Here is an 18,368-nt window from a genome sequence, read left to right on the forward strand (position 1 = left end):
ACGGCGCTCAGGGTCTCAGTGCTTGACGACTTCCGTCGAGCCGGCATCCTTCGCCGCCTCGCCGACCGGCGCCGCTGCCTTCGCTTCTTCTTCCGGCGGCAGCGGAGTCGGCGAACGCTCGAGCGCGAGCTCCAGCACCTTGTCGATCCAGCGGACCGGCACGATCTCGATCGCGTTCTTCACGTTGTCCGGAATGTCCGCGAGATCCTTCACGTTCTCTTCCGGAATCAGCACGAGCTTGATGCCGCCGCGATGCGCAGCCAGCAGCTTTTCCTTCAGCCCGCCGATCGGCAGCACTTCGCCGCGCAACGTGATTTCGCCCGTCATCGCGACATCGGCACGCACGGGGATACCCGTCAGCACCGACACCAGCGCGGTCGTCATCGCACCGCCTGCGGACGGACCGTCCTTCGGCGTCGCGCCTTCCGGCACGTGGATGTGGATGTCCTGCTTCTCGAACGCTTCGTCCTTGATGCCCAGACGGCGCGAACGCGAGCGCACGACCGAACGCGCCGCCTCGACCGACTCCTTCATCACGTCGCCGAGCGAACCCGTACGGATCACGTTGCCCTTGCCCGGCATCACCGCGGCTTCGATCGTCAGCAGATCGCCGCCGACTTCCGTCCACGCAAGACCCGTGACCTGACCAACCTGGTTTTCCTTCGCCGCGAGGCCGAAGTCGTACTTGCGCACGCCCAGGAACGTATCGAGGTTCTCGCCGTCGACCTTGATCGCGCCCGATGCCTTCTTCAGCAGCAGCATCTTCACGACCTTGCGGCAGATCTTCGACACTTCCCGCTCGAGCGAACGCACACCGGCTTCGCGCGTGTAGTAGCGGATGATGTCGCGGATCGCCTGTTCGGTGACGTCGATCTCGCCGTCCTTCAGCCCGTTGTTCTTCTTCTGCTTCGGCAGCAGGTAACGCTGGGCGATGCTGACCTTCTCGTCTTCCGTGTAACCCGACAGACGGATCACTTCCATCCGGTCGAGCAGCGGCGGCGGGATGTTCAGCGAGTTCGACGTCGCAACGAACATCACGTCCGACAGATCGAAGTCGACTTCGATGTAATGATCGGCGAACGTGTGGTTCTGTTCCGGATCGAGCACTTCGAGCAGCGCCGACGACGGATCGCCGCGGAAATCCATGCCCATCTTGTCGACCTCGTCGAGCAGGAAGAGCGGATTGCGCACGCCGACCTTCGTCAGGCTCTGCAGGATCTTGCCCGGCATCGAACCGATGTACGTACGGCGGTGACCGCGGATCTCGGCTTCGTCACGCACGCCACCGAGCGCCATCCGGACGAACTTGCGGTTCGTCGCACGGGCGATCGACTGGCCGAGCGAGGTCTTGCCGACACCCGGAGGCCCGACGAGGCACAGGATCGGCGCCTTGACCTTGTCCACGCGCTGTTGCACCGCGAGATACTCGAGGATCCGTTCCTTGACCTTCTCGAGGCCGAAGTGATCCTCGTCGAGCACCTGCTCGGCGTTCGACAGGTCGTTGTTGACCTTGCTCTTCTTGCGCCACGGCAGGCCGATCAGCGTGTCGATGTAGTTGCGCACGACGGTCGCTTCCGCCGACATCGGCGACATCAGCTTCAGCTTCTTCAGCTCGGCGTCGGCCTTCTTCTTGGCTTCCTTCGGCATGCGCGCGGCGTTGATGCGCTTCTCGAGTTCCTCGAGATCGGCACCTTCCTCGCCTTCGCCCAGTTCCTTCTGGATCGCCTTGACCTGCTCGTTCAGGTAGTACTCGCGCTGGCTCTTTTCCATCTGGCGCTTCACGCGCCCGCGGATGCGCTTTTCGACCTGCAGGATGTCGATCTCGGCTTCGAGTTGCGCGAGCAGGTGCTCGAGGCGCTCGATGACCTGGAACATCTCGAGGATGTGCTGCTTCTGGTCGAGCTTCAGCGGCAGGCGCTCGGCGATCATGTCGGCGAGGCGGCCTGCTTCGTCGATGCCCGACAGCGACGTGAGGATCTCCGGCGGGATCTTCTTGTTCAGCTTCACGTACTGGTCGAACTGCGACACAATCGCGCGGCGCAGCGCTTCCGTTTCAGCGCTGTCGGCGTGATCGGGTTCGAGCGGCATCACGTCGCAGGAGAACTGCGTCTCCTGTTCTTCGATCGACAACGCCTTCGCGCGCTGCAGGCCCTCGACGAGCACCTTCACGGTGCCGTCCGGCAGCTTCAGCATCTGCAGGATGTTGGCGATACAACCGACCTCGTACATGTCCTTTTCGGTCGGTTCGTCCTTGGCCGCGGTTTTCTGGGCGACGAGCATGATGTGCTTGCCGCCTTCCATCGCTGCTTCGAGGGCCTTGATCGATTTCGGCCGGCCCACGAAGAGCGGAATCACCATGTGCGGGAAAACGACGACATCCCGCAGCGGCAGCAGCGGGAGCGTGATGCGTTCCGGCGGGAGAAGTTGGGTGCCTGACATTTCATTTCCCCATGAGTGGAATCAATTGTTCGGTAATTGAGGCCGCCACAACGAATTGCAAGCCTTCAAGTGCGGGAAATATTCGGTAAGAAAGTAACCACCGCGTGTCGAGTCAGAGTTACCCACAAGATAAACGAAAAAAAGCCGCCCACGGACTCATGAACGGCCTTTTTCGCAGAACATCGTCGGCAAGCCGGTCAGTTCGAACCCGCCACCTTCGGCGTGTCCTCGTAGATCAGCAAAGGCTTGCCGTCGCCATCGATGACGTTCTCGTCGATGATGACCTTACTGACCCCTTTCATCGTCGGCAGCTCGTACATCACGTCGAGCAACGCCTGTTCGATGATCGAACGCAAACCGCGCGCGCCGGTCTTGCGGCGGATCGCCTTGCGGGCGACTGCCTGCAACGCGCCCGGCCGGATCTCGAGCTCGACGCGCTCCATCGCGAACAGCTTGTGATACTGCTTGACGAGCGCATTCTTCGGCTCGACCAGGATCTTCATCAGCGCGGCTTCGTCGAGCTTGCCGAGTGTCGCGACCACCGGCAGGCGGCCGATCAATTCGGGGATCAGACCGAATTTGATCAGGTCTTCCGGTTCCGTTTCGCGCAGCACTTCGCCCGCGTCGCGTTCCTGCTTGCTCTTGACCGTCGCGCCGAAGCCGATGCCGGTTTTCTCGGTGCGATCGGTGATCACCTTTTCGAGACCGTCGAACGCGCCGCCGCAGATGAACAGGATGTTGGTCGTGTCGACCTGGATGAAATCCTGGTTCGGGTGCTTGCGGCCGCCCTGCGGCGGCACCGATGCCATCGTGCCCTCGACGAGCTTCAGCAGCGCCTGCTGGACGCCCTCGCCCGACACGTCGCGCGTGATGGACGGGTTGTCCGACTTGCGGCTGATCTTGTCGATTTCGTCGATGTAGACGATCCCGCGCTGGGCCTTGTCGACCTCATAGTTGCAGTTCTGCAACAGCTTCTGGATGATGTTCTCGACGTCCTCGCCGACGTAGCCGGCTTCGGTCAGCGTCGTCGCATCGGCGATCACGAACGGCACGTTCAGCAACCGCGCGAGCGTCTGCGCGAGCAGCGTCTTGCCGGAGCCCGTCGGGCCGATCAGCAGGATGTTGCTCTTCGACAGCTCGACGTCGTCCTTCTTGTCGAGATGCTTCAGGCGCTTGTAGTGGTTGTACACGGCCACCGCGAGGATTTTCTTCGCGCGCTCCTGGCCGATCACGTACTGATCGAGGATGTCGCGAATTTCCTGCGGGCTCGGCAGATCCGACCGGGACAGGCTGGCCTCGACGCCGGCGGCAGCCGCCTCGTCGCGAATGATCTCGTTGCAGAGGTCGATACATTCATCGCAGATGAACACCGACGGGCCCGCGATGAGTTTTTTCACCTCATGCTGGCTTTTCCCGCAAAACGAGCAATACAACAGCTTCTCGCTGTTCGAACCTTTTTTGTCCGCCATGAATGTAGAGCCTCCGGACAGGTAAATGACATGATACGCCGAATGCTCCGGACGCCGCGCCTAGGGCGCGACCGGAGCCGGCTGGATGTGCTTGCCGCAGATGCTCAAGGGCGTTCGGGACAGCAGGGGCCGCCGGACGAAACGGGGCGGCACCCCACTTATGCTCACGGGCGCTTCAGCAGCACCTGATCGATCAGCCCGTACGCCTTCGCGTCCTCGCTCGACATGAAGTTATCACGGTCGGTGTCGCGCGCGATGCGCTCGACGTCCTGGCCCGTGTGCTGCGCGAGCAGTTGGTTCAACCGCTCCTTCAGGTAGAGGATTTCGCGCGCCTGGATCTCGATGTCGGACGCCTGGCCGCGCGCGCCGCCGAGCGGCTGGTGAATCATCACGCGCGAGTTCGGCAGTGCAAAGCGCTTGCCCTTCGCACCCGATGCGAGCAGGAATGCGCCCATGCTGGCCGCGAGGCCCATGCACAGCGTCGACACGTCCGGCTTGATGAACTGCATCGTGTCGTAGATCGCCATGCCGGCCGACACCGAGCCGCCCGGGCTGTTGATGTAGAGGCTGATGTCCTTGTCGGGATTCTCGCTCTCCAGGAACAGCAATTGCGCGACCACGAGGTTGGCGGTCTGGTCGTTCACTTCGCCGACCATGAACACCAGGCGCTCCTTCAGGAGACGCGAGTAGATATCGTACGAACGCTCGCCGCGGCCGCTCGTTTCGACGACGATCGGCACCAGCCCCAGCGCTTGCGCCTCGAAACCCTGCGGCGCGTTCGAAGCAAGCATGTCCAGCAATTCAGCGCGAGTGATCATTCAATGAACCTTGTTCGAATGGAAAATTGAACGGAAGGAAGCCGCCCGCTCAATCGCCATATTAATGGCAACCGTGCGCTTGACGTAAAAACGGCGTGCGGGCCGTCGCTCCGACAGCCGGCACGCCGCTAGAGCAGCACTTACGCTTGCGCCGATGCGCTCGCGAGTGCCTCGAAGCTCACTTCCTTGTCCGTCACCTTCGCCTTGCCCAGCACGAAATCGACGACGTTGCTTTCAACGACGAACGCTTCCATCTCAGCGAGGCGCTGCTGGTTGGAATAATACCAGCGGACCACTTCCTTCGGGTCTTCGTAGCTCTTCGCGAACTCGTCGACTTCCGCGCGGATCTGTTCCGGCTTCGCTTCCAGGCCGTTCGCCTTCACCAGCTCGGCCAGCACGAGGCCCAGCTTCACGCGACGCTCGGCCTGCTCGGCGAACATTTCCGCCGGGATCGGTGCGTCCTTCGCGTTCGGCACGCCGCGCTGCGCCAGATCCTGGCGAGCCATTTCGACGAGGCGTTGCTGGTCCTGCTCGATCAGCGCCTTCGGCACGTCGAGTTCGGAGATCTTCAGCAGCGCGTCCATCACCTGGTTCTTGACGATCGACTGCGTGCGACGCTTCGCTTCGCGCTCGAGGTTTTCCTTGATCTCGGCACGCATCTTCGTGAGGTCGCCGTCTTCGATACCGAGCGACTTCGCGAATTCAGCGTCGATTTCCGGCAGGTGCGGCCACTCGATCTTCTTCATCGTGACCGTGAACTGTGCCGTCTTGCCGGCAACGTCGGCACCGTGGTAGTCGTCCGGGAACTTCAGGTCGAACGTACGCGCTTCACCGACCTTCAGGCCCAGTGCGGCGGTTTCGAATTCCGGCAGCATGCGGCCTTCGCCGAGCACGAACGGGAAATCTTCGGCCGTGCCGCCCTGGAACGCGACGTCGTCGATCTTGCCGACGAAGTCGACCGTCACGCGGTCGCCGTTCTTCGCTGCGGTGTCCGCACCGCCGTCGCCGTGCTCGCCGGCTTCGCCGCGTGCGTGGAAGTGCACGCGCTGCTTGCGCAGGATGTCCAGCGTGCGGTCGATTTCGGCGTCGCCGATCGACGTCGTCGAGCGCTCGACTTCAGCCGTCGCCAGATCGCCGATCTTCACTTCCGGGTAGACCTCGAACGTCGCGTCGAACGCGTAGGCGTCCTCAGCCTGTTCCTGCTTCGGCTCGAAGCTCGGCTGGCCGGCGACGCGCAGGTTTTCCGCGCGGCTGACCGTGAAGAATTCCTGGCCGATCTTGTCGCTCAGCACTTCCGCTTCGACCTGACCCGCGTATTGCTGGGCGACCATCTTCACCGGCACCTTGCCCGGGCGGAAACCCGGCATGCGCACGGTCTTCGCGAGTTTCTGGATGCGGGCGTCGATTTCCTTCTGCACGGTGTCTTTCGGCAGGGAAATCGTCACGCGGCGTTCAAGCTTGCCGAGGTTCTCAACAACGTTAGCCATGGCTTCAATCGTCCTAAAATTATTCGAGCGAATCGGGTTTTCCTTGCCGTGCCTGCCTGCAGCATGCGGTGCGTCGCACCCACACGCCGCGCCGGAGCGCCACGCCATCCCTGCACGCGCCGGATGGCTAGCGCAAGCGGCTCGGAGCACGGCTTTGGCCGGAAGAATCGACTATTCTAGCAAACAATTTTCCTCGTACCGCCAGATCAGCGCACCGCGCATGCCTCCCCGCCATGCCGACGGCCCCGCGCACGGCAATGCGCGCGGATCGCCGCTATGCCGAACGCCGTATCCTCCGCGGGCCTGCCATCCTGTAAGCTCCGATAGACAGTGAGCCGTCATGGCGGCCTCGCCATTCTTCACACCAATCACGCCTTCCGGAGACACCATGCCGCAACACCCGTCCGCGCCTGTCGTCGTCATCGCGCCCGATTCGTTCAAAGGCTCGCTTTCCGCCGAGCAGGTCGCGGACGCGATCGCCACCGGCATCCGCCGCGCCCGGCCCGACGCGGTCGTGCGCTGCTGCCCGATGGCCGACGGCGGCGAAGGCACGCTCGACGCGATGCTGGCGGGCGGCGGCACGCGGCGCACGCTGCGGGTGGCCGGCGCGTCGCTCGCGGCGCGTGACGCGGCGGTCGGCGTGATCGACGCACGCACCGCGATCGTCGAGACGGCCGAGATCGTCGGCATTACCGACGCGGTCGGCATGAGCGTGCCGGTCGACGCGCGCAGCACGCGCGGGATGGGCGAGGCGATCCGCACGCTGCTCGACGACGGCGTGCGCCGCTTCTTCGTCGCGCTCGGCGGCAGCAGTACCAACGACGCGGGCGCCGGGCTGCTCGCCGGCCTCGGCCTGCAGTGCTTCGACGCCGCCGGCCAGCCGGTCGAGCCCGTGCCGTCGCGGCTCGCCGACATCGCGCGCATCGACGCGTCGGCGCTCGACCCGCGCCTGAAGGAAACGGAATTCGTCGGCATGTCCGACGTCAACAACCCGCTGACGGGCGCGCACGGCGCGACCGCCGTGTTCGGCCCGCAAAAGGGCGTGACGCCCGAGCAGGTTGCGATCCTCGACGCCGCCCTCGCCCGCTTCGCCGACCTGCTCGAAACCGCGCTCGATCGCCGTCCCACGGGGGTTTCCGCCGGTCGCGCCCGCGACCTACCGGGTGCAGGCGCCGCGGGCGGCCTCGGTTTCGCGCTGCACATGCTCGGCGCGCAGTTCGAAGCCGGCGCCGAAGTGGTCGCGCGCCAGGTCGGGCTCGATGCCGCGCTCGCCGGCGCCGACTGGCTGATCACCGGCGAAGGCCGCTCCGACGTACAGACGCTGCACGGCAAGGCGCCGTTCATCGCGTGCCGTCACGCGCAGGCCGCCGGCGTGCCCGCGTCGCTGTTGTCGGGTGCGGTCGACCCGGCCGCGCTGCCGCGCCTGTCCGAACATTTTTCCGGCTGCTTTTCGCCGGCTCCCGGACCGATCACGCTCGACGTCGCGATCCGCGACGCGGCGAATCTGCTCGCGAACGAAGCGGAACAATTGACGCGCCTGAAATACGGTGCACACTGACCGTTGACCCGAGCGCGCGATACAGGAACAATCGGGCCCGCCCTTTTTCTTCAGGATTCGACATGAAAGGCCGTCCAGCCGGGCTCGATCAGTTTCTGACCTATCGCCTCCACGCGCTCACGAAGCGCTCCGACCGCGGGATCGGCGAGGTGTACCGGCACAAGCTCGACATCTCGCTGCCCGAGGCGCGCGTGATCGCCGCCGTCGGTGCGTTCGGTCCGTTCTCGATCATGGATCTCGCGCGTCACACCAATCTCGACAAGAGCCAGGCCAGCCGCGCGGCCGAGGCGCTGCTGCGCCAGGGCCTGCTCGAGCGCAGCGCGAGCGAGGAAGACGGCCGGATCGTGCTGATCGCGCTGACTGCCGATGGCCGCGCGCTGCATCGCAAGATCATGCCGATCGTGCGCAAATGGAACGACGGCCTGCTCGCCTGCCTGTCCGACAGCGAACGCCAGACGTTCGAGCGGCTGCTCGACAAGGTCGTCGCGCACGCCACCGAGCGGGACGACTGAGCCGCATCACCGGCTCCGTGCCGGCCATATTGATCCGACGAATTCGACGGGCCGCCCACGTTGCCTGACCGGCAATGCGGGCGGCCCGCTTTGCGTCATGCGGCGGGCTCGACGAACGTCCCGCGCCTTCCCGCCGGCACCGGGCCGCGCCGCCCGCAGCCCGGCACGCGCTAGAGCCCGCTGTTCGCCGCACGCTGGCGCAGCAGCCCGAGCACCGCGTCGCAGTACGGGGTCGGCACGCCAAGCTTGCGGCCGAGCTCCGGAAACACACCGAGGATCGGCCCGATCTCGAGCGGACGCCCCGCTTCGACATCCTGCAGCATCGACGTCTTGAACGCGCCGAGCTTGCGTGTAACCGCGATCCGCTCGGGCCCGCTCATCCCCGTGGACAGGCCGAGCCGTGCGCCGATCGCCGCCGCCTCCTCCATCATCCGCAGCGCGAGTTCCTGCGTGAACGGATCGTCCAGCAACTGCTCGGCCGTCGACCCCGTCAGCGCACTCAGCGGATTCATGTTCATGTTGCCCCACAGCTTCGTCCAGATTTCGGTCCGGATCGCGGGCGTCGACTCGACGTCGAAACCGCCTGCCGCGAGCGCCGCGGCAAACCGTGCCGCAGCCACGTCGAGCCGCCGATCCGGCGCGCCGACGATCAGCCGGTTGCCGCGCCCGCGGCGCACGACGCCTGGCGCATCGGTGCTCGACGACAGGTGCACGACGCAGCCGATCGCCTGCGCAGGCGGCAACGCCGCCGACACCGCGCCGGCCGGATCGACCGCGTCGAGCGGCACGCCGTCGAGCGTTCCTGCCAGCCCGTGCGTGAACCACCACGGCAGCCCGTTCATCGCCGCGACGATCACGGTGTCCGGCCCGACCAGCAGCGCAATGCGCTCGGCCAGCGCCGGCAGCGCCTGCGCCTTCAGCGCGATTACCACGTAGTCCTGCACGCCGAGCGCGGCCGCATCGTCGCTCGCATGCACCGGCACCGACGAGGTTGCGCCCGCTTCGTCGATCACGCGCACGCCGTGCGCGTTCAGCGCTTCGAGCGTCGCGCCGCGCGCGTACGCGCTCACGGTCATGCCGGCCCGCGACAGCGCGGCCGCGAGCAATCCGCCGATCGCGCCGACCCCGACCACCGCCGCGCGCGCCGACCCTGAATTCGTGTCGTTCATGATGGAATTCCGTCTCATGGAAGCTGACGAGCATAGCGCTCAATGGTTGCGGGCACAACCATTCACGCGGAACTGCGCCATGCGCCCGCATCCGCAGGCTTCAGCGCGGCATGCCGCCGGCTTCGACGGGCTCGTCGTCGGCCACGCTGCCCGTCGCGCCGAGCACGCCTGCGATCTGGCTCTTGTCGTGCATGCCGAGCTTGCGGTACGCGCAACGCAGGTAATGACGCACCGTCGTCGGCGAAATGGCCATCTGCTGCGCGACTTCCTTGTGCGACCGCCCGGCGCCGTAATAGCGGATCGCCGCCAGCTCGCGCGGGCTCAAGCGGTCGAGCAGCGAGCGCGGCCGCGCCTCGATCTGGAACAGCCCCGCGACCGGCACGCACTGGATGCGCAGCGCGTCGCCGACGAACGGCTGGCCCGACTGGCGCCGCAGGTGCGCGACGAGCGGCTCCGGCACGCGCGCGCCGGCCCAGGCCGGCCACTCGGTGCGCAGTACGTCGTCGAAACCGTGATCGGCATGGTGCAGCACCCCGAAGTTGTCGCACAGCGCGCGTGCCGCCGGCGCCACCGACTCGGGACGCTCGCGCGTGAGCTGCGCGGCGCGATTGATCGTCAGCGCGGCGGCAAGGTGAGGAATCACCTCCTCGAAGCGACGCGCATCGTCGTCGCTGAACGGGCGGTTGAGGCCCTGCCGGTAAATCGACATGAACGTCGTCAGGCCGAAGCGGCGATCGAGCGTGCACACGCACATCAGCTGCGCGAGCCCGTACTTCACGCACCAGTCGCGAAACCGCACGTCGAGCCCCGGCTCGACGACCGTCAGCCGCACCGCGCGGCCGTGCGCACCGTGCAACGTGCGATGTGCCAGCGGATCGCAATCGCGCACGCGCTTCCAGTCGATGAAGAACGCATGTGGCAGACGGTACAGGAAGCTGTTGTGCATCACGGGGCCGGTCGGCGCATGGGTCGCGACGCCGGTCCACGCGGCGTCGAACGGAATGAGCGCCTGCAGCAGCGAAAAGAACCGGCATTCGAATTCGCCGATGCCGGACCGCGCGGCCACCGCGTACAGGTCGAGCAGCATCAGGCCGAGTTCGCGCTGCGCGGCGTCGCCATCCGTGACGCCGTCGAAATCGGCGCGTCGGGACGGCAGCGGCGGCCACGCGAATTCGTCGAGCACGATGGCGGCCGGCACGTCGCGCAGCGCATCGAGATCCTGCCCGATATCCGTCGTGATCCTCACCTTTCGCTCCCCTGCCCGATCGGGCTGCTGACGTGCGCAACGACACCGGCCGATTATAGCGAGCGGCTTTTTTGGCGGGTCACGGTGCCGGAACGGGCGCCAGCCCCATCCATTTGAACGGTGCGCGGCACGTTGCTGCTGCGCAGCACGCCGTGCCGCGGCCTCGCACGGCGCCGATGCCGCGCACTGCGGGTTTTCCACACCGTTCATCTGTACGACTGTTCGAAGGTTTTCCCGCTGCGGACACTGCGTCCCGACTACACCAACGACAAACGATGCAGCACGGTATGGAGAACCCCACGTGACGAAATCCCGCTTCATCCGCACGGCCGCGACCGCCGCGACGCTCGTCGCGTGCAGCGCCGCCGCACACGCGCAGTCCGCCCTCACGCTGTACGGCGCGCTCGACGCCGGCGTGCAATACCTGACGCACGCCGACGGGCGCCACTCGAGCGTACAGCTGCAGAACTACGGCATCCTGCCTTCGCAGGTCGGGATCAAGGGCCACGAGGATCTCGGCGGCGGCTGGCGGGCGCTGTTCAAGCTCGAACAGGGCCTCAACCTCAACGACGGCACCGCGACCGCACCGGGCTACGCGTTCTTCCGCGGCGCGTACGTCGGCATCGCGGGGCCGGTCGGCACCGTCACGCTCGGCCGGCAGTTCAGCGTGCTGTTCGACAAGACGCTGTTCTACGACCCGCTCTGGTACGCGTCGTACAGCGGCCAAGGCGTGCTCGTGCCGATGAACGCGAACTTCATCGACCATTCGTTCAAGTACCAGTCGCCGACGTTCGCGGGCTTCGACGTCGAGGCGCTCGCCGCGACGTCCGGCGTCGCCGGCAATACGCGCGCCGGCCGTGTGCTCGAACTCGGCGGCCAGTACACGAGCAACGGCCTGTCGGTCAGCGCGGTGCTGCATCAAGCGCACGGCGAGGTGTCGCCGGCCGACGACACGTCCGCGCGACGCCGCGAACTCGGCACGCTGGCCGCGCGTTATGCGTTCGCCACGCTGCCGCTCACCGTCTATGCGGGTGTCGAACGCCTGACCGGCGACCTCGACGCCGCGCGCACGATCGTCTGGGGCGGTGCGCGCTACCAGACGTCGAGCGGGATCGGCCTGAACGCCGGCGTCTACCACACCGATTCGCCTACGCCGGCCATCGGCCACCCGACGCTGTTCATCGCGAGCACCACGTACGCGCTATCGAAACGCACCGTCGCGTACGTGAACCTCGGCTACGCGCGCAACAGCGGCCAGAGCTCGCAGACCGTCTACGAGTACGACCCGACGCCGCTCGCCGGCGCGTCCCAGTTCGGCGCGATGGTCGGCATGTACCACCTGTTCTGACTTCCCCAACGAGATCCCGCCATGAAAACCCTGTCCCCGGATGCCGCACGCTCGCCCGACGGCCGCGCGCCGGCCTTCGCACGCTCGACGCTCGTCGCGCTCGTCGTATTCGCGGCGATCACGCCGCTGCTGCTGCTCGTTGCACCGGCCGTCGCCGGTCAGCTCGCGACGCAACTCGGGCTGTCGGCGTCGCAGATCGGCACCTACTTCTTCGTCGAACTCGGTGCGTTCAGCCTCGCGACCGTGCCGTCGTACCTGTGGCTCGGCCGGGTCGACGCGCGCCGCGTCGCCGCGTTCGCCATCGCGCTGTTCGGCGCGGGCAACCTGCTGACCGCGCTGTGGATGCCGGGCTTCGCCGCGCTGCTCGCGCTGCGCGCCGTCACCGCGCTCGGCGGCGGCTCGCTGATGGTGCTCTGCATGACGAGCGCGGCGACGAGCGAGAACAGCGACCGCGTGTACGGCCTGTGGGTCGTCGGCCAGCTGATCGCGGGCGCGATCGGCCTGTTCGTGCTGCCGCACGTATTCGCCGCGTTCGGGCTGCGCGCGCTGTATGTCGCGCTCGCCGCGCTCGCGCTGCTCGCCGCACCGCTGTCGCGCGGCTTTCCGTCGTCGCTCGGCACGCGGTCGACGCCTGCACGATCCGCGCGCGGGGGCGCGACGCAGACGCCGCGACGCTTCGTCGTACTCGCCATCGGTGCAGTGCTGACGTTCTATCTCGCGATCGGCAGCGTGTGGACGTTCGCGAGCCGCGCGGCGGCCGAGGCCGGGCTCGATCCGCAGTCGACCGGCAACGTGCTCGCGATCGCAAGCGTGATGGGGATCGCCGGCGCGGCGCTCGCCTCGTGCGCGGGTGGGCGGCTCGCGCGGCGCGCGATGCTGGCGGCCGGTTACGCGCTGCTCGCGGCGTCGCTCATGGCGCTCACCGCGATGCGCGACACCGGCGGCTACAGCGCGGCGATCTTCGCGTTCAAGTTCGCGTGGACGTTCGTACTGCCGTTCATCCTCGCGACCGTCGCACAGATCGACACGTCGGGCCGCCTCGTCGCGACCCTCAATTTCGTGATCGGCGCCGGTCTCGCGGCCGGCCCGCTGCTCGCCGGACTGATGCTCGACGCCGGCGGCACGATGCACGCGCTGTTCGCGGCCGCGACGGCCGTCGCGATCGTGTCGTTCGCCGCGCTGCGCCATATCGATCGCCGCGCCCGGCCCTCCCTTTCCTCCCAACCGTGACAGGTCACGCATCCATGAATCGCACTGCCTTCTTCACCGACGAACGCACTTTCTGGCATACCGGCGGCACGCACGCGCTGTTCTTTCCGGTCGGCGGCTGGGTTCAGCCGCCGTCGAGCGCGGGCTACGCGGAATCGCCCGATTCGAAGCGCCGCTTCCTTTCGCTCGTCCAGGCGTCGGGGCTCGCGGCACAGCTCGACCTGCGCGGTGCCGAGCCGGCTACGACCACCGATCTGTTGCGCATTCATCCGGCGCACTATCTCGACGCGTTCAGCGCGCTCAGCGACGCGAACGGCGGCGACCTCGGCGATCTCGCGCCGTTCGGCAAGGGCAGCTACGAGATCGCGGCGCTGTCCGCCGGTCTCGCGATCGCGGCCGTCGATGCGGTCGTCGGCGAGCGGGCGGCCAATGCGTTCTCGCTGTCGCGGCCGCCCGGCCATCACTGCCTGCGCGACCGCCCGATGGGCTTCTGCATGCTGGCGAACATCCCGATCGCGATCGAGGCCGCCCGCGCGAAATATGGCATCGAGCGCGTCGCGGTGATCGACTGGGACGTGCATCACGGCAACGGCACGCAGTCGATCTACTACGACGATCCGGATACGCTGACGATCTCGCTGCACCAGGACCGCTGCTTTCCGCCCGGCTACAGCGGCGCGGACGACCGCGGCGAAGGCGCGGGCCTGGGCGCGAACCTGAACGTGCCGCTGCTCGCAGGCAGCGGCGACGACGCGTATCGCTACGCGTTCGAGCGGATCGTGCTGCCGGCGCTGGCACGCTTCCAGCCCGAGCTGATCGTCATTGCGAGCGGCCTCGACGCGAGCGCCGTCGATCCGCTCGCGCGCATGCAACTGCATACCGACAGCTACCGGTTCATGACGCGCGCGGCGAAGGATGCCGCGCAGCGCCATTGCGGCGGGCGGCTCGTGATCGTTCACGAAGGCGGGTATTCGGAAGCGTACGTGCCGTTCTGCGGGCTCGCGATCATCGAGGAACTGAGCGGCATTCGCACCGATGTCGCCGATCCGATGCTCGATCTCGCGATCGCGCAGCAGCCCGGTGAGCGGTTCGTCGCGTTCCAGCGGGCGCTGCTCGACGAACTGGCTGCATCGTTCGGGTTGTAACGCTCGGGAACGGATGTGACAGGGCCGGCCCGCGCCGGCCCTTGCGCGATCCGTGCGGATGGGGTTTCCTGTGCCTTTACCCCTGTTCCGGCCCGAGGCCGCACTCTTCCGATGAAATCGTCCCCGCGCGATGACAACGACAACGCCAAAACGCGCCGCCAGCCGTCGAAGCTGGTCCAGAACATCGCCGCCGTCACGGTCGGCCTCATCACGTTCGCGATCGGCGCGGCGTGGGTGATCTATAGCTGGGTCGTCGATCGCGAAGCGCAGTATTTCGCGATTCCGCTGGTGTTCTCGGTGCCGGTGATCGTCGCGGTCGCGATCCGGAGTTTCTGGGAGTAGGCGCGCCTGAAACGACGAAGCGTTCACCTACGATCCATTTGCAACCTTGCATCCGCTCATGGCGCTCATGCTGCCCTGACCCACGATACTGAGCGCGGAAACAGCCACGACCGTGCCGACCAATTTCAGCACCGATTCCGTCGACGGCCGCTCGTCTTCGGTGATCCGCCACCCCGAATAAGGGGAATTGGTACAGTCGAGTGGCTTCCTGGCCATCGACTCGGTCCTCGCACTCCACGCCACGTTATCGGCGGGCGTGGCCGCAAATACCGACGTCGCCAGCATCAGCACCGGCACCGCTATCGACACGCGAACACGATTCATCATGAGCAGAGATCCCCGGGCAAACATCGTGACTGCCCGACATTGCCCCCAATATTACACACGGTTACACGCGATCGCGTTGACATACGCCCGAGAACCACGCCATACAGCCCGTCCCGGGAAACATTCGCGCGTGTCGTTATCTTATCGTCAGCGAACCCGCCGAGCACGGATGACCGCGCCGCCGGCGGCCGTTCCGGTCGCAAAATTCAGTTGCCCGACGCAATAGACGGTAGACCCGCGCGCGAGACTTTCTCGCACGAGCGGCGTCACCATATCAAGCGGACTCCCGGTGCCGTATGAAGCCGCGAGTTGCGAAAAGGTCCCCTGCTCTCCGAACGTCGCCGAGGCCGTGCTGATCCCCTGCACAGAATTGGTGACGGCAGTCGCACTGGCCGGGCTGTAACTGGCGGTGCACGAGATATCCCAGTCCCCGGCGGCAAGCGGGAGGCTCGCCAGATTGACCGGGGTTGCCGTTGCGAGGCTGACCGATGTGCGCGCAGTCGTCACCTTGCGATACTCGCCCACACTGCCTGCATTTGCATCGTCGTTCGTGATCGTGCCGACGATACCGGCGGTCGACGACGGCGTAATGCTTTGCTTGAACGTCGAGGTAGACGGGCCGATCGTTAGCGACGCCGTCGAATTCGGGACGATGGTCAACGGGACGGTGTCGTGCGTGCCGTCACGGACATACCAGTTTCCGCCTGATGCCACGTTGTTCGTCCAGACCTGCCCGCCGAGTGACCATGTCATCTGATTGCCTTCGGTTCCGGCCAGCACTACACCGCCACCGTAGAACGTGGTCGGCGGCCTCGCGCCCGCACCAATGACAAATGCATCCGCCTGTCCGTTTCGAAACGCAACCGGACGATAGCTGCCGGTACCGGCAATCGTCTCCGTGAACACGTAGCGATTGTTCGCATAATCCGTACCCATCCAAAGATGTTCTTCTGCATGCGGGATGGCGGACATCGTCACGCCGAGAAATGCATTGTTCCTGTTCGTCGGGCGGTACAGCGTCAGATTGGTGTCGTAACCCGATGTCCCACTGGAATTGAGGCCCTGCAGCACCGCCGTATTGATCGCGTCGGACTTCAGTGCCACACCGTCATTTACGTTGATGTTCGACGTGGCAATGAACCCTCCAAGCGAAGTCACAGCGAGGCTTTTCGCGGTACTGCTACCCGTCCCGCCAAAGACCAGCACGTTGTTCGCGTTGTTGTTCGCCGTGATGACATCGCTGCCGTTCGTGACGCTCAACCCTTTCGTCGCGGAAAGACTGGTAAAGGTGCCTGGTGCGGATATGGCGCGACTGATGACGGTGATATACGGTAGCGGAACGAGCCCGGTTGTCGACAGCGGGGACAGTCCGCTGAAGGTGCCGCCGGCAATCGAGATACGCGGAGTCGTCATGTTGCCAGCCGCCGACGACGGGTCGCTCTGAGCGAGTACAGAACTCTCCTGCAACAGCAGGAACGACAAGACCACAAACAGTTTTTTCACCAAATGTCCCTCATGACGACGAGAGCGGGCCACCGTTGTTCGAGTGCACTCGAGACCTGGCCGGAAGCGTGGTCGGGCGGCACATGAACATTCAGCGTTGAACATGGTAAAGGCCAGGTCGCCAACGCTGGCGATCTCGCCTCGCACGACGACGAATTGCCGAGCAAGCGCGTTGATACGGCCTGTCTGGTCCCTGGAGGCGCGCCTTTGTCTTCCGCTCGAATCGTAGGCGGAACGATACGGAACGCATCAGACATGTGGCGTCCCCAACCGTTCCCGTATGCCCGGACACCGTGCGCTCCCGGGCTGTCCCTGCAGTCGGCGCAGTTTGCGGGACATAACAAGCGGGCGGCACTGTGCCATTTCAACGCCCGCGATTGGCGAAACGGCGGGCGCCTGGAATGCCTCAATTCCGCCATGCGCTTGGGAAACGGCGAGCGGCACCGAAAACAAAAGCCCCGCAAGTCTTTGACTCGCCGGGCTTTTCGACCAGGCGCGAAAACCGCTTGGGAGTATCTGTGGTGCGTGAGGCGGACTCGAACCGGCACACCTTTGCGGGCGTCGGGACCTAAACCTTGTGCGTCTACCAATTTCGCCACTCACGCGCAATTCGCGAAGCGCAGTATTTCGCGATTCCGCTGGTGTTCTCGGTGCCGGTGATCGTCGCGGTCGCGATCCGGAGTTTCTGGGAATAGGCGCGCCTGAAACGACGAAGCGCCGCGGTCGGGCGACGCGCGGCGCTTGTGTTGTCGGCTCGTTTCAGATGAAGCGGAGAATGCTGCGACTCGCTTCGCTGGTCACAGGCCGGGACGCGGGCAAGGATTCGCGGCGGCGCCCTGATAGCCGCCGGCGACGGCGCCGAGCGCGGCGCCAGCCAGCGACGTACCGAGCGCCTTCAGCACGTTTTCGGTCGACAGCTTCTCACCGCTCGACATCACGCGCCCCGAGTACGCGGAGCACGCCGACGACGATGCAACCGTCTGTACGGGTTTAGCGCTCCATGCGATGTTCTCGGCAGGCGTTATTGGAGAAAGCCGGCGCGGCCAGCATCAGCGCCAGAACGGAAATCGGGATGCGTACGGTGTTTCTCATCGGTGGCCCCTCGGTATATTTATGCTTCTCGTATTCGATCGCGAACACGATACTACATGCGGCCCGATTTCAGTGCGCGTTCGCACGGACGCACGTCGGCGAATAAAACAGGCATCAATGAAAAAAGCGCTGCGGTCGGCCGACCGCAGCGCTTTTTTCATGAACGGCCCCGACAGGGGGGCGTCCACCTTCTGGTGCTGAGGCCTGATTCGAACTAGTGAATCTGAGCCTTTACTATCAAGCCGATGGGCTTTGGTCGCTCAGAAGTGGCCCCCATAGTTGCCCCCATTACACGTTCCTGCGATTGCCGAAGCTCTGTTCGTGTCCTCGGTAATACTCAGCACTCGGTCGTTGGACTGACCCAAGCCCCAGCAGATCCGACGAGAGTGTTAATTATGTCAAGCAAGGCGAGAATGAAAATCGATATTGGTGGCGACCGATGGTCCCTCGCGACAATTCAAGGCGTCGACCCGGCCGAGGCTGTCACGGCAACCCGTGACAGCCTTTCGAAAGCCCTTGCGCGGCACGCCGGCATCCGCCGCCGCGCCGCACCGGGCCCGCTCATTTACTCACCCAGATACGCAGCCCGCACCTTCGGATCATCGAGCATCTGCTTCGCGTCGCCTTCCATCGTGACCGTGCCGGAATCCATCACGTAGCCACGGTCCGCCGCCTGCAGCGCGAGGCGCGCGTTCTGCTCGACC

At 65.6% G+C, this 18,368-nt stretch carries 16 protein-coding genes and 1 pseudogene; 6 read left to right on the top strand and 11 right to left on the bottom strand.

Annotated features, from left to right (window positions below):
* Positions 1–15 precede the first annotated feature (15 nt).
* The 4 genes from lon to tig form a co-directional block, all read right to left on the bottom strand.
* Positions 16–2,439, bottom strand: coding sequence for an endopeptidase La (gene lon, locus U5798_RS36135; RefSeq protein WP_322084801.1), 2,424 nt, complete (start codon positions 2,437–2,439; stop codon positions 16–18).
* 197 nt (positions 2,440–2,636) lie between these two features.
* A complete protein-coding gene (gene clpX / locus U5798_RS36140) occupies positions 2,637–3,908 on the bottom strand; it encodes an ATP-dependent Clp protease ATP-binding subunit ClpX (RefSeq protein ID WP_006489345.1) in 1,272 nt (423 codons plus the stop codon).
* 164 nt (positions 3,909–4,072) lie between these two features.
* Positions 4,073–4,726 (bottom strand): ATP-dependent Clp endopeptidase proteolytic subunit ClpP, encoded by a 654-nt coding sequence (clpP, locus tag U5798_RS36145; RefSeq protein WP_010092137.1) that lies wholly within the window; start codon positions 4,724–4,726, stop codon positions 4,073–4,075.
* A 140-nt stretch (positions 4,727–4,866) separates the two neighbouring features.
* Entirely contained in the window at positions 4,867–6,213 is a 1,347-nt protein-coding gene (gene tig, locus U5798_RS36150; protein WP_124450448.1) for a trigger factor, read from the bottom strand.
* Positions 6,214–6,601: 388 nt separating this feature from the next.
* Here tig and U5798_RS36155 point away from each other — a divergent pair, with 388 nt between their 5' ends.
* Together U5798_RS36155 and U5798_RS36160 are read left to right on the top strand one after the other, a co-directional pair.
* Positions 6,602–7,771: a glycerate kinase gene (locus U5798_RS36155; RefSeq protein WP_322084802.1), complete on the top strand. Its 1,170-nt coding sequence runs from the start codon at positions 6,602–6,604 to the stop codon at positions 7,769–7,771.
* Between the two features lie 62 nt (positions 7,772–7,833).
* Positions 7,834–8,283 carry a MarR family winged helix-turn-helix transcriptional regulator gene (locus U5798_RS36160; RefSeq protein ID WP_069256909.1) on the top strand — a complete coding sequence of 150 codons (450 nt, stop codon included), beginning with the start codon at positions 7,834–7,836 and terminating at the stop codon, positions 8,281–8,283.
* A gap of 170 nt (positions 8,284–8,453) precedes the next feature.
* Here the strand turns inward: U5798_RS36160 and U5798_RS36165 are convergent, their stop codons facing one another.
* Positions 8,454–9,452 carry a 2-dehydropantoate 2-reductase gene (locus U5798_RS36165; protein WP_322084803.1) on the bottom strand — a complete coding sequence of 333 codons (999 nt, stop codon included), beginning with the start codon at positions 9,450–9,452 and terminating at the stop codon, positions 8,454–8,456.
* 100 nt (positions 9,453–9,552) lie between these two features.
* Complete coding sequence (locus U5798_RS36170) at positions 9,553–10,698, bottom strand: helix-turn-helix transcriptional regulator (protein WP_124450453.1); 1,146 nt, start codon at positions 10,696–10,698, stop codon at positions 9,553–9,555.
* Between the two features lie 301 nt (positions 10,699–10,999).
* Here U5798_RS36170 and U5798_RS36175 point away from each other — a divergent pair, with 301 nt between their 5' ends.
* The 4 genes from U5798_RS36175 to U5798_RS36190 all read left to right on the top strand — a co-directional run bounded on the left by U5798_RS36175 (position 11,000) and on the right by U5798_RS36190 (position 14,742).
* The gene (locus tag U5798_RS36175; RefSeq protein ID WP_124450455.1) at positions 11,000–12,046 is read left to right on the top strand and encodes a porin; all 1,047 of its coding nucleotides are present in this window, start codon (positions 11,000–11,002) and stop codon (positions 12,044–12,046) included.
* Between the two features lie 21 nt (positions 12,047–12,067).
* On the top strand, positions 12,068–13,276 hold the full coding sequence (locus U5798_RS36180) for an MFS transporter (RefSeq protein WP_322084804.1): 1,209 nt from the start codon (positions 12,068–12,070) through the stop codon (positions 13,274–13,276).
* Positions 13,277–13,290: 14 nt separating this feature from the next.
* Positions 13,291–14,400 carry a class II histone deacetylase gene (locus U5798_RS36185; protein ID WP_322084805.1) on the top strand — a complete coding sequence of 370 codons (1,110 nt, stop codon included), beginning with the start codon at positions 13,291–13,293 and terminating at the stop codon, positions 14,398–14,400.
* A gap of 111 nt (positions 14,401–14,511) precedes the next feature.
* Positions 14,512–14,742, top strand: coding sequence for a hypothetical protein (locus U5798_RS36190; RefSeq protein ID WP_124450463.1), 231 nt, complete (start codon positions 14,512–14,514; stop codon positions 14,740–14,742).
* 27 nt (positions 14,743–14,769) lie between these two features.
* Here the strand turns inward: U5798_RS36190 and U5798_RS36195 are convergent, their stop codons facing one another.
* The 5 genes and pseudogenes from U5798_RS36195 to U5798_RS36215 all read right to left on the bottom strand — a co-directional run.
* Positions 14,770–15,069: a hypothetical protein gene (locus U5798_RS36195; protein WP_322084806.1), complete on the bottom strand. Its 300-nt coding sequence runs from the start codon at positions 15,067–15,069 to the stop codon at positions 14,770–14,772.
* 147 nt (positions 15,070–15,216) lie between these two features.
* The gene (locus U5798_RS36200) at positions 15,217–16,572 is read right to left on the bottom strand and encodes a hypothetical protein (RefSeq protein ID WP_322084807.1); all 1,356 of its coding nucleotides are present in this window, start codon (positions 16,570–16,572) and stop codon (positions 15,217–15,219) included.
* Positions 16,573–17,369: 797 nt separating this feature from the next.
* Positions 17,370–17,507 carry a hypothetical protein gene (locus tag U5798_RS36205; RefSeq protein WP_322084808.1) on the bottom strand — a complete coding sequence of 46 codons (138 nt, stop codon included), beginning with the start codon at positions 17,505–17,507 and terminating at the stop codon, positions 17,370–17,372.
* Between the two features lie 55 nt (positions 17,508–17,562).
* Positions 17,563–17,712, bottom strand: coding sequence for a hypothetical protein (locus U5798_RS36210; RefSeq protein WP_322084809.1), 150 nt, complete (start codon positions 17,710–17,712; stop codon positions 17,563–17,565).
* A gap of 517 nt (positions 17,713–18,229) precedes the next feature.
* A pseudogene (locus U5798_RS36215) lies at positions 18,230–18,368 on the bottom strand (ABC transporter ATP-binding protein); the annotation flags it as partial.

This window comes from Burkholderia sp. BCC1972, assembly GCF_905339605.1.
Classification (GTDB): domain Bacteria; phylum Pseudomonadota; class Gammaproteobacteria; order Burkholderiales; family Burkholderiaceae; genus Burkholderia.